The organism is Streptomyces sp. NPDC048696, assembly GCF_043198895.1.
In the GTDB taxonomy this organism is placed as follows: Bacteria; Actinomycetota; Actinomycetes; order Streptomycetales; family Streptomycetaceae; genus Streptomyces.
This window is the reverse complement of record NZ_JBICVJ010000004.1, coordinates 395,171-406,807: the sequence shown is the minus strand read 5'-3', so window position 1 is coordinate 406,807 and position 11,637 is coordinate 395,171. Positions and strand designations below refer to the sequence as shown.

10 protein-coding genes and 1 tRNA gene are annotated in these 11,637 nt (G+C 69.0%); 8 read left to right on the top strand and 3 right to left on the bottom strand.

Features of this window, described 5'->3' with window-relative positions; genetic code table 11:
• Nucleotides 1-78: 78 nt before the first annotated feature.
• The 7 genes from ACGFRG_RS10990 to ACGFRG_RS10960 all read left to right on the top strand — a co-directional run bounded on the left by ACGFRG_RS10990 (nucleotide 79) and on the right by ACGFRG_RS10960 (nucleotide 8,030).
• Nucleotides 79-546: a hotdog fold thioesterase gene (locus tag ACGFRG_RS10990; RefSeq protein ID WP_361430165.1), complete on the top strand. Its 468-nt coding sequence runs from the start codon at nucleotides 79-81 to the stop codon at nucleotides 544-546.
• A gap of 545 nt (nucleotides 547-1,091) precedes the next feature.
• Nucleotides 1,092-1,493 carry a hypothetical protein gene (locus tag ACGFRG_RS10985; RefSeq protein ID WP_393263167.1) on the top strand — a complete coding sequence of 134 codons (402 nt, stop codon included), beginning with the start codon at nucleotides 1,092-1,094 and terminating at the stop codon, nucleotides 1,491-1,493.
• Nucleotides 1,494-2,124: 631 nt separating this feature from the next.
• The gene (locus ACGFRG_RS10980) at nucleotides 2,125-3,336 is read left to right on the top strand and encodes a branched-chain amino acid ABC transporter substrate-binding protein (protein ID WP_361430162.1); all 1,212 of its coding nucleotides are present in this window, start codon (nucleotides 2,125-2,127) and stop codon (nucleotides 3,334-3,336) included.
• Nucleotides 3,337-3,470: 134 nt separating this feature from the next.
• Nucleotides 3,471-4,403 carry a branched-chain amino acid ABC transporter permease gene (locus tag ACGFRG_RS10975; protein ID WP_361430160.1) on the top strand — a complete coding sequence of 311 codons (933 nt, stop codon included), beginning with the start codon at nucleotides 3,471-3,473 and terminating at the stop codon, nucleotides 4,401-4,403.
• 5 nt (nucleotides 4,404-4,408) lie between these two features.
• On the top strand, nucleotides 4,409-6,196 hold the full coding sequence (locus ACGFRG_RS10970) for a branched-chain amino acid ABC transporter permease (RefSeq protein ID WP_361430159.1): 1,788 nt from the start codon (nucleotides 4,409-4,411) through the stop codon (nucleotides 6,194-6,196).
• 5 nt (nucleotides 6,197-6,201) lie between these two features.
• The gene (locus ACGFRG_RS10965; RefSeq protein ID WP_361430158.1) at nucleotides 6,202-7,317 is read left to right on the top strand and encodes an ABC transporter ATP-binding protein; all 1,116 of its coding nucleotides are present in this window, start codon (nucleotides 6,202-6,204) and stop codon (nucleotides 7,315-7,317) included.
• The gene (locus ACGFRG_RS10960) at nucleotides 7,314-8,030 is read left to right on the top strand and encodes an ABC transporter ATP-binding protein (RefSeq protein ID WP_393263164.1); all 717 of its coding nucleotides are present in this window, start codon (nucleotides 7,314-7,316) and stop codon (nucleotides 8,028-8,030) included. The genes ACGFRG_RS10965 and ACGFRG_RS10960 overlap by 4 nt, the downstream gene beginning before the upstream one ends.
• A 121-nt stretch (nucleotides 8,031-8,151) precedes the next feature.
• On the opposite strand, the gene ACGFRG_RS10955 is transcribed toward ACGFRG_RS10960, so the two are convergent.
• Nucleotides 8,152-8,805, bottom strand: coding sequence for a response regulator (locus tag ACGFRG_RS10955; protein ID WP_361430156.1), 654 nt, complete (start codon nucleotides 8,803-8,805; stop codon nucleotides 8,152-8,154).
• A gap of 103 nt (nucleotides 8,806-8,908) precedes the next feature.
• Between ACGFRG_RS10955 and ACGFRG_RS10950 the strand changes: the two genes are divergently transcribed.
• Nucleotides 8,909-8,981 (top strand) — tRNA-Leu (locus tag ACGFRG_RS10950).
• A 20-nt stretch (nucleotides 8,982-9,001) separates the two neighbouring features.
• On the opposite strand, the gene ACGFRG_RS10945 is transcribed toward ACGFRG_RS10950, so the two are convergent.
• Nucleotides 9,002-9,967 carry a DUF4331 family protein gene (locus ACGFRG_RS10945; protein WP_393263162.1) on the bottom strand — a complete coding sequence of 322 codons (966 nt, stop codon included), beginning with the start codon at nucleotides 9,965-9,967 and terminating at the stop codon, nucleotides 9,002-9,004.
• A gap of 148 nt (nucleotides 9,968-10,115) precedes the next feature.
• Nucleotides 10,116-11,552, bottom strand: a complete 1,437-nt coding sequence (gene pyk, locus ACGFRG_RS10940; RefSeq protein WP_361430154.1) for a pyruvate kinase — start codon at nucleotides 11,550-11,552, stop codon at nucleotides 10,116-10,118.
• Nucleotides 11,553-11,637 lie beyond the last annotated feature (85 nt).

Sequence of the window (11,637 nt, the reverse complement as noted above, 5' to 3'; positions counted from 1 at the left end):
GACGGAAGCCAGCCGGAAGCCGGCCGGAAGCAGTCGGCCGGAAGCCACCGGAACCGGACCACGATCGGAGTCCCGCCCATGGGTGAGCAGAGCAAGGTGAAGTTCCCGCAGGAGGTCATCGACGAGTACGCGGCGCTGGGGATCGACCTTCCCGCGCTGTTCTCCGCGGGACACCTCGGCACGCGTATGGGCGTACAGGTTCTGGAGGCCTCGGCCGAGCGGGTCGTCGGGACGATGCCGGTCGAGGGGAACACCCAGCCGTACGGGCTGCTGCACGGCGGCGCGTCGGCCGTGCTCGCGGAGACGCTGGGGTCGGTCGGGGCGATGCTGCACGGCGGCATCTCGAAGGTCGCGGTGGGCGTCGACCTGAACTGCACGCACCACCGGGGAGTGCGCAGCGGGCTGGTCACCGGGGTGGCCACGCCCGTGCACCGGGGGCGGTCCACCGCCACCTACGAGATCGTGATCACGGACGAGGACGGCAAGCGGGTGTGTTCGGCCCGGCTGACGTGTCTGCTGCGGGACGCCGAGCCCACCGGGGCCTGAGCGCTCCGCTGGAATACGCGGCTCTTGACCGCGGACCGCGGCGGAGCCGCGCAGTGACACAGCCCCGCGTCCCTTGCGGCACGCGGTACCGCAAGGGACTTCCGCCAGTCCGCTTGGACAGCGGGGCCGCGCCCGCTCGGCCGCGCCGTTGTCTTTACGGCGGGGCCGGGGGGTGTCACTCTGCGGGCATGAGCGGCATAGGGCCCGTCGAGCCGGAGGATTCGGCCGACGGCGGACCCTGGCCCCCCTCGCCCCACTCGCCCCATCCGTACCTTCAGCAGGAGGAGGGGGCACCCCCGGCCCTCCGGGACGACTGCCTACAGGGACACCGGGAAGACCGGCGGATATGGCTCCGGTTACCGCGGCGGGGACACGAAGACCGGCCAGGACGCTTTCGTCCCCGGGCCCTCGCCGTCGTCCTGGCCGCCACCGCGGCCCTGGCCGTCGCTCTCTGGCCCACCCACCCCGGCCCCCCTCACCCCCGCCCCTCCCCCGGACCCCCGCTCCCGCCTCGCTGGCCCGCCCAGACCGTCTCGCTCCAGTACGTGGGACTCGACGAGCCCGTCGCCCCGTACAAGGCGTCCGCCGTGTTCGCGTTCGTGCTCACCACCGATGCGCAGCACGACGATTCCGTGACGGTCGATCAACTCGCCCAGGCCTTCCCGGAGATCGGGACCAGCACCACGCCCCCCGTGCCCTTCACCGTGCCCGCGGGCGGTACCGTGCGCGTGGTCGTGCGGCTCACCGCGCGGAGCTGCTCCGGGTTCCCCCTCGATCCGGAGCTGCCGTACCTGGACACCACGCTGACCAACAACTACGCGACCCAGCAGCACAGTTATCTGTTCGACGGACGCTACGCGCGCGACCTCTCCCGTTACCTGCACACGATCTGCCCGTCAACCCCCTTGACCCGTACGGCAGTTGTGTCACCGATCGTGACACACTGACGTTCCCCCGACGGCGACCCCGTCGGGAACCGGACAGCGCGCCGCACGACGGTACGCACCACTCCGGTTCGCCCTCCGTGGGCGGAACGACAACCCACCGAGCGCGCCCCACCCCCTACGGCCGCCACACCCGTCACCCCGCGAACACCCCTCGGGAGAAGCCTTCCGGCCACTCCCGATCGTAACGCTCCGTAACATGCGCGAAATACGCAAACGGGATCACTCGCTCCGGTACTCCGCTGTGAGGACGGCGCGGAAAACGCATAGATCCAGGTGGCGAAGGCGGGAGCCGACCCCTGGGGCACATGCCTGTGTCAGTAGCAAGAATGACCCAAGCCCCTTAGCGGAACTGGGAATTCTCAGTATGTGGGCACCCCTCGGGCTCACCAATGCCCCCATCTGTCCACAGAGTTCCCACACCGGCGTCCGCTCCCCATAACAAGAAAGTCACATCCTGACCTTCCCTGGTCCCCGACTCGCCTAGCTGCGCTTAGAGTCACGGCCAGTCACCGCGCCGCCGGGCGCGTCTGCTGCACCGCCCCTGTACCACCCCAGTACGGCCCGGCGAGTCACACGGCGCCTCAGCGGAGGCGTCGCGCCAGGGAGAGGACATACTGTGCGACACCGTTCCTTGCTCATACTCACCACCGTGCTCACCACGGGGGCGCTCACCCTCACCGCCTGCGGATCGCGCGGCGGCGACAGCAAAGGCAGTGGCGACAAGAACACCACCGTCGTGATCGGTGTGGACGCGCCCCTGACCGGCCAGAACTCCGCGACCGGCCTCGGCATCCAGTACGGCGTACAGATCGCCGTCGACGACGCCAACGCGAAGAAGCTGGTCCCGGGTGTCACCTTCAAGGTCAAGGCCCTGGACGACAAGGCCCTGCCGCCGACCGGCCAGCAGAACGCCACCGCGCTCGTCGCCGACAAGGACGTCCTCGGTGTGGTCGGCCCGCTGAACTCCGGCGTGGCCCTGACCATGCAGCAGGTCTTCGCCACCGCCAACCTGGTCGAGATCTCGCCCTCGAACACCAACCCCACCCTGACCCAGGGCAAGGACTGGGCGGCCGGGAACAAGACCCGTCCGTTCAAGACCTACTTCCGTACCGCCACCACCGACGCCATCCAGGGCGGGTTCGCGGCGGACTACGCCTTCAACGGCATCCACAAGAAGAGCGTCTTCGTCGTCGACGACAAGCAGACGTACGGCGCCGGTCTGGCCACGCTCTTCAAGCAGGGCTTCACCAAGGCGGGCGGCAAGGTCGCGGGCGAGGACCACGTCAACGTGGGCGACAAGGACTTCGCCGCCCTCGTCACCAAGATCAAGAACTCGGGCGCCGACCTGGTCTACTACGGCGGCCAGTACGACGAGGCGCAGATCGTCACCAAGCAGCTCAAGGACTCCGGCGCCAAGATCCCGCTCTTCGGCGGCGACGGAATCTACAGCGACACCTTCATCACCACCGCCGGCAAGGCGGCCGAGGGCGACCTCGCCACCTCGGTCGGCGTGCCGGTCGACACCCTGGACGCGGCCAAGACGTTCATCCAGACGTACAAGGACAAGAAGTACCCGGGTGACTACGGCACCTACGGCGGCTACTCGTACGACGCCGCCACCGCGATCATCAAGGCCGTCGGCAACGTGGTGAAGGACGGCAAGGTCCCGTCCGACGCCCGTCAGAAGATCGTCGACGAGGTCCAGAAGGCCCAGTTCCAGGGCATCGCCGGCCAGGTCGCCTTCGACCAGTACGGCGACACCACCAACAAGCAGCTGACCGTCTACCAGGTCACCAACGGGAAGTGGAAGGCCGTCAAGAGCGGCACGTACAACGCCGGCTGATCCAGCCCGCACCTGATCCACCGCACCACCCGCACCACCGCACGACGACTGGGCCGCGCGGCCACGACCAACCGTCCGACCGCGCGGCCCGACGTCTACTTCCTGCACGCTCCCCATCCCATGGAGGCCTTGCGGTGCACACTCTGCCGCAGAACCTGGCCAACGGGCTGCTCCTCGGCTCGATGTACGGGCTGATCGCCATCGGCTACACGATGGTGTACGGCATCGTCCAGCTCATCAACTTCGCGCACGGCGAGATCTTCATGACCGGCGCCTTCGGCGGCCTCACGGTCTATCTCTATGTGCTCCCCGACGGCATATCCATGTGGATAGCCCTCCCCCTGATGCTCATCGGCGGCGCGATCGTCTCCGTGCTCATCGCGCTGGGAGCGGAACGGTTCGCCTACCGACCACTGCGCGGCGCGCCACGCCTGGCGCCACTGATCACCGCGATCGGACTCTCGCTCGCGCTCCAGCAGGCGGTCTTCAACTGGTACCCGAACGCCAAGACCGACGAGAACTTCCCGCAGCTCCCCGGCGGCCCCTTCCACATCGGGTCGGTCACCTTCGGCACCGGTGACATCTTCCTGATCACGGCGGCGCCGCTCTGCATGGCCGCGCTCGCCCTGTTCGTCCGCTCCTCCCGCACCGGCCGCGCCATGCAGGCCACCGCGCAGGACCCGGACACCGCCCAGCTGATGGGCATCGACACCAACCGCATCATCATGATCGCCTTCGCCATCGGCGGTCTGTTCGCCGCGGTCGCCGGTATCGCCTGGGGCCTCAAGTACGGCTCCATCAAGTACGAGATGGGCTTCCAGGCCGGTCTCAAGGCGTTCACCGCGGCGGTCCTCGGCGGTATCGGCAACATCTACGGCGCGATGATCGGCGGCGTGGTCCTCGGCCTCGCCGAGACCATGGCCAGTGCCTACATCGCCAACGTCCCCGGGATGCAGCAGCTCGGCGGCTCCGGCTGGGCCAACGTCTGGGCCTTCGTCCTCCTCATCCTCGTCCTGCTCTTCAGGCCACAGGGCCTGGTGGGCGAACGCGTCGCGGACAGGGCGTGATCGACATGACCACCAGCACCACCACCGGCGTCACCGAAGCGGCCACCGAGCAGCGCGGTCTGATCCCGCTGCCCGCGCCCGTCGCCCGGCTGCTCATCGCGGTCGGCGCCGTCGCCACCCTCGCCTCCACGTTCCTGGCGTGGACCTGGACCGCCGACTTCCCCGGCGACCTCACCGTCACCGGCTACCCGGCCGGACTGCAGACCCTCACCCTGGTCGGCGCGGCGCTCACGCTGCTCTACGCCCTCGATCTGTGGGACATCAAGGGCCTGCGCTGGCTCAACCCGGGCGGCTCCCACAACCCGGTACTCCTGGCGGCCGTCTCCGCGTTCGCGGTGGTCTGGTTCACCGCCATCGCCATCTCGTACGACCTCGGCGGCCTCGCCAACCTCGAACCCGGCGCGTACGTCGCGGCCGTGGCGGCGCTCGTTCCGGTGATCGGCGCGCTCGCCCTGCCGCGCCCCGGCAGGTCGCTGCGCGACCACATCGCCAAGCCGGACGACATCCCGGCCGCGGTCCCGCTGCCCAGCTGGGCCCAGCGCGTGATCATCTCGCTGGCCACCGCACTCGGCCTGGTCGTGTTCACGTACGGCATCGGGGTGAACGACGACGAGAGCGAGACCTTCATCGGTCTGCTGCTGCTCGTGCTGTTCGGCTCCATGGCGCTGTTCGCCGCCGGGCTCTTCGAGCGGTTCACCGAACTCAACGCGCGGCACAAGGGGTTCGCGACCACCGCTGTCTTCCTGGCGGCCGTGATCTTCCCCTTCACCCAGAGCGAGGACCACAACGCCAACCTCGGCGCCAACATCCTCATCTTCGGCACCGTCGCCCTCGGCCTCAACATCGTCGTCGGCCTCACCGGACTGCTCGACCTCGGTTACGTCGCCTTCCTCGGCGTCGGCGCGTACGCGGCCGCCCTGGTCTCCGGCTCCGAGTTCTCCCGGTTCTCCGGCGTCCAGGTCCCCTTCTGGGCCGCCGCGTTGATCGGCATGAGCGCGTCGCTGGTCTTCGGTGTCATCATCGGCGCCCCGACCCTGCGGCTGCGCGGCGACTATCTCGCCATCGTCACCCTCGGCTTCGGAGAGATCTTCCGGATCACCGTCAACAACCTCGACGGCGGCTCCGGCCCCAACCTCACCAACGGCCCCAACGGCATCGCCAACATCCCGGACCTGGAGATCTTCGGGTTCAACCTCGGCGGCGCCCATGAGATCGCGGGCCGTACGATCGGCCGCTTCGGCAACTATCTGTTCCTGATGCTGCTGATCACGGCGCTGATCGTGCTCGTCTTCAACCGCGCGGCCAACTCCCGTATCGGCCGCTCCTGGATCGCGATCCGCGAGGACGAGACGGCGGCCACCGCCATGGGCATCAACGGCTTCCGGGTCAAGCTCATCGCCTTCGCCCTCGGCGCCTCCCTCGCGGGTCTCGCCGGAACGGTCTTCGCCCACGTCAACTACAGCGTGGTGCCCAGCCCCTTCCAGTTCGCCGGAGCCGCGCCGCCCAACTCGGCCTTCCTCCTGGCGGCCGTCGTCCTCGGCGGTATGGGCACGGTCAGCGGCCCGCTCCTGGGCGCGGCACTGCTCTACCTGATCCCCGAGAAGCTCGGCTTCCTCAAGGAGTACGAACTCTTCGGCTTCGGTGTCGCCCTCATCCTGCTGATGCGGTTCCGTCCCGAGGGCATCGTCGCCAACCGGCGCCGCCAGCTCGAATTCCACGAGACCGGCCAACTGGACGTCCCCGAACAAGGGCTCCCGGACACCACCGTCGGCGTCACCAAGGCGGAGGCGTAACCATCATGACCACCACCATCGCCCCCAGCCCGGTGCTCGAAGCGTCCGGCGTCACCATGCGCTTCGGCGGTCTGACCGCCGTGCGCAATGTCGACCTCACCGTCAACAGCGGCGAGATCGTCGGTCTCATCGGCCCCAACGGCGCCGGCAAGACCACCTTCTTCAACTGCCTCACGGGTCTTTACGTCCCGACCGAGGGCAAGGTCTCGTACAAGGGGACCGTGCTGCCGCCCAGGCCGCACCTGGTCACCCAGGCCGGCATCGCGCGGACCTTCCAGAACATCCGGCTCTTCGCCAATATGACCGTCCTGGAGAACGTCCTGGTCGGCCGGCACACCCGGACCAAGGAAGGCCTCTGGTCCGCGCTGCTGCGCGGCCCCGGCTTCAAGAAGGCCGAGGCCAAGTCGCGTGAACGGGCCATGGAACTCCTGGAGTTCATCGGCCTCCAGCACAAGGCCGACCACCTCGCCCGCAACCTCCCCTACGGCGAACAGCGCAAGCTGGAGATCGCCCGGGCGCTGGCGAGCGAGCCCGGCCTGCTGCTCCTGGACGAGCCGACGGCCGGTATGAACCCGCAGGAGACCCGCGCCACCGAGGAAATGGTCTTCGCCATCCGGGACATGGGCATCGCCGTCCTCGTCATCGAGCACGACATGCGCTTCATCTTCAACCTGTGCGACCGGGTCACGGTGCTGCTCCAGGGCGAGAAGCTCGTCGAGGGCACGTCGGACGTCGTCCAGGGCGACGAGCGCGTCATCGCGGCGTACCTCGGCACCCCGTTCGAGGGCGCACCCGGCGCGGAGGAGATCGCGGAGGTCGAGGCGGCCGAGGCCGCGGGGGCCGCCGGAGGCGGCGCCGACCGGGATGCCGCAGCGGAAGCCGCGGCGGACCCGGCGCCCGAGGCGGATGCAGCGCCCGAGGCCGACGCCCCGGAGGCCACCGAGGTCCAGCACGAAGCATCCGAGGACGACTCCCCGGCGGCGGACGCCCCGGCGGGCTCCGCCACCCCGCCCGGCTCCGGCGCCTCCGCCGACGCCGACGCCGATGCCCCGGGTGACGGTGGCTCGGGGCCGGCGGCCGACGCTCCAGGCAAGACCCGTACTGAAGGAGACTCCCAGTGACCGCACTTCTGGAAGTCGAGGACCTCCGCGTCGCCTACGGCAAGATCGAGGCCGTCAAGGGGATCTCCTTCACCGTCGAGGCCGGGCAGGTCGTCACCCTCATCGGCACCAACGGCGCCGGCAAGACGACCACGCTGCGCACCCTGTCGGGGCTCCTCAAGCCCTCGGCCGGAAAGATCATGTTCGATGGGAAGCCGCTCGCGAACATCCCCGCGCACAAGATCGTCTCGCTGGGGCTCGCCCACTCCCCCGAGGGCCGGCATATCTTCCCGAGGCTGAGCATCGCCGAGAACCTCCAGCTCGGAGCGTTTCTCCGCAATGACAAGGCCGGGATCGAGAAGGACATCCAGCGTGCCTACGACATGTTCCCCATCCTGGGCGAACGCCGTAAGCAGGCCGCCGGCACCCTCTCGGGCGGTGAGCAGCAGATGCTCGCGATGGGCCGGGCGCTCATGTCCCAGCCCAAGCTGCTGATGCTGGACGAGCCGTCGATGGGCCTCTCCCCGATCATGATGCAGAAGATCATGGAGACCATCGTCGAGCTCAAGGCCGAGGGCACCACCATCCTGCTCGTCGAGCAGAACGCCCAGGCCGCGCTGTCCCTGGCGGACCACGCCCATGTGATGGAGGTCGGCGAGATCAAGCTCTCCGGCTCCGGCCAGACCCTCCTCCACGACGAGAACGTCCGCAAGACGTATCTGGGCGAGGACTGAGGTTGTCGTTCGGCTGCGGACCGTACTGGGTTGCTCGCGCGGTTCCCCGCGCCCCTAACTACCCAGGGGCGCGGGGAACTGCGCGACAAGCCCCCACCGGGCCGCAGCCGAACACCAGCCGCTACGACCCCTTCGCCGCCTTCTTCTCTTCCGCGTCCTCGATGACGGCTTCGGCAACCTGCTGCATGGACAGCCGCCGGTCCATCGACGTCTTCTGGATCCAGCGGAACGCCGCGGGCTCCGTCAGCCCGTACTGGGTCTGCAGGATCGACTTCGCGCGGTCCACCAGCTTGCGCGTCTCCAGGCGCTGGGAGAGGTCCGCGACCTCCTGCTCCAGCGCCTTCAGCTCGGTGAACCGCGACACCGCCATCTCGATCGCGGGCACGACGTCGCTCTTGGAGAACGGCTTCACCAGATACGCCATCGCCCCCGCGTCCCGGGCCCGCTCCACCAGGTCGCGCTGCGAGAACGCGGTGAGCATCAGGACCGGCGCGATGGAGTCCTTGGCGATCTGCTCGGCGGCCGAGATGCCGTCCAGGATCGGCATCTTCACATCGAGGATGACCAGGTCGGGCCGGTGCTCCCGGGCCAGCGCGACGGCCTTCTCCCCGTCCCCGGCCTCGCCGACGACCGCGTAGCCCTCTTCTTCGAGCATCTCTTTGAGGTCGAGGCGGATCAGCGCCTCGTCCTCGGCGATGACGACGCGGGTCGTCAGCGGCGGGACGTGCGACTGGTCGTCGTCGGCGGCGGGCTGGGGCGACTCGGGGGCGGTCACTGGGGGCTCCTCGGTGCGGGGCAAGTACTGCTTCCCAAGAGCGTACCCAGCTGCGGTAAGGTGTGGTCACGGCGGGTAGCCGCCTACCTTTGGTTTAAAGGATGCCCCGGTAGCCCAGCGGTAGAGGCAATGGTCTCAAACACCATCCAGCGTCGGTTCGAATCCGACCCGGGGTACTTTTCGTGCGAATCCATGGTCACGCATCCTTGAGGTGCGGCGTGCCCAGATACGGGAATTCCGGGAGCAGGTCCGTGTGCGGGCCGATGTGGTCCGTGGGGACCTTCCCGCCGGAGATCATGGCCAGCCGTGCCGATGTGACGTCATCCGTGAGCGTGCGGCCGTTGGGGTACGCGGCGGGCTCGCTGCGGTCGTAGCGCAGGATGTCGGGCAGCACCGTGCGCAGGACCTCTTCCGCCAGTTCCTCGCTGTAGCCGCCGGTGTGCCGCAGCACGGCCGTCCAGGGCGCGAGGTAGGTGTCCCAGTCGTCGGCCGGTTCGCCCGCGTTGTACGCGTCCTTGGCCTCCTCGGCGTTGAAGTACGCCGTGAGCGAGGGGTGCGCGCCCCGGTCCACCGACGTGAGCTTCCCGCCCTGGTGCACGCTGACGCGGGCCCAGACGCCGATCTCGGGCTGGGCGCCGAGCTCCATGCCGGGCATTTCCAGGACGATGCCGAAGACGTTCTTGTCGGCGCCCCAGTCGGTGCCGGTCCACTGGAAGTCGTCGACGATGCCGTCGAGGTCGGCGAAGAAGGGGTCGCTGCGCAGCCCGGCGAAGACCATGTACGGGCCCGCTTCGGTGACCACGGGGTGCGGGCCGAAGCTCACGGGCGCGTCCACGAAGAGCGGGGTGCCGGCGGCCTCGTGGGCGCGGGCCTCGTCGCCGGTGGCGCGGTGGACGGTGAGGGTCTGCTCGCCGTCGTCGGCCGGGTCGGAGAAGGTGAAGCTGTAGGCGATGTGCGCCTGGTGGTCGCCGACGGTGTCGATGTTGACGCGGTAGACCGCGTCGGGGTGGAAGGCCCGGCCGCCGGTGGGGGCCACGGGGTTGACGTTCATGATCAGGACCGTGCGACCGCCCGGCACCGTGAAGACGAACAGGTCGGTGAGGTCCAGGCGTGCGTCGCCCATGGGTGAGCGGAGGTTCGGCCCGCTGAGGTGATGTGACATGGCGTCAGCCTGCGGGCGGCGCGGCCCGGGCGCTCGGGACCGGGCCGTCGGGTCATCCCTTCGGCCCGGCCCGCTCCCCGGTGTGGGCGATGCGCCCGTTACTCGTACGACCGCATGACCCGCTCTCGTACACCCGGCTCATGGGGTGTCAGCTCTTCGGACTGTCGTCCTCGCCGATGTGGTGGACGCGGACGAGGTTGGTCGAGCCGGGGACCCCGGGCGGGGAGCCGGCCGTGATGACCACGATGTCGCCCCGCTCGCAGCGGCCGATCTTCAGGAGTTGTTCGTCGACCTGCGCGACCATCGCGTCCGTGGACTCGACGTGCGGCCCGAGGAAGGTCTCCACGCCCCAGGTGAGGTTGAGCTGGGAGCGGGTGGCCGGGTCGGGGGTGAAGGCGAGCAGCGGGATCGGCGAGCGGTAGCGCGACAGGCGCTTGACCGTGTCGCCGGACTGGGTGAAGGCGACGAGGTACTTGGCGTTCAGGAAGTCGCCCATCTCGGCCGCCGCGCGGGCGACCGCGCCGCCCTGGGTGCGCGGCTTGCTGCGTTCGGTGAGCGGCGGCAGGCCCTTGGCCAGCACGTCCTCCTCGGCGGCCGCGACGATGCGGGCCATCGTGCGGACCGTCTCGACGGGGTACTTGCCGACGCTGGTCTCGCCCGAGAGCATCACCGCGTCCGTGCCGTCGATGACCGCGTTGGCCACGTCGGAGGCCTCCGCCCTGGTGGGGCGGGAGTTGTCGATCATCGAGTCGAGCATCTGGGTCGCCACGATCACCGGCTTGGCGTTCCGCTTGGCCAGCTTGATCGCGCGCTTCTGGACGATCGGGACCAGTTCCAGCGGCATTTCGACGCCCAGGTCGCCGCGCGCCACCATGATTCCGTCGAAGGCGGCCACGATGTCGTCGATGCTGTCGACGGCCTGCGGCTTCTCGATCTTGGCGATCACCGGGACCCGGCGGCCCTCCTCGTCCATGACGCGGTGGACGTCCTCGATGTCGCGGCCGCTGCGGACGAAGGAGAGCGCGATGATGTCGGCGCCGGTGCGCAGGGCCCAGCGCAGGTCGTCGACGTCCTTCTCGGAGAGCGCGGGCACGGAGACGGCGACGCCGGGCAGGTTGAGGCCCTTGTGGTCGGAGACCATGCCGCCCTCGACGACCCGGGTGCGCACGCGCGGGCCTTCGACGCCGACGACCTCCAGGGCGACCTTGCCGTCGTCGACGAGGATGCGCTCGCCGGTGGTGACGTCCTCGGCGAGGCCGGAGTAGGTGGTGCCGCAGGTGTGGCGGTCGCCCTCGATGTTCTCGACGGTGATGGTGAACTCGTCGCCGCGTTCAAGGAGTACGGGACCTTCACGGAAACGCCCCAGCCGGATCTTCGGGCCTTGAAGGTCGGCGAGCACGCCCACACTGCGGCCCGTTTCGTCGGACGCCTTGCGGACGCGGTGATATCGCTCCTCGTGATCGGCGTACGTGCCATGGCTGAGATTGAACCGGGCGACGTCCATTCCGGCCTCGACCAGTGCCTTGATCTGGTCGTACGTGTCCGTGGCGGGCCCCAGAGTACAAACGATCTTCGCTCGACGCATATGTCGAGCCTAGGGCTTACCGGCCGGTAGAGAATTCGTCCCGCGTGACTACTCAACAACCTTTGCATGAAGGCTTATTGACAAC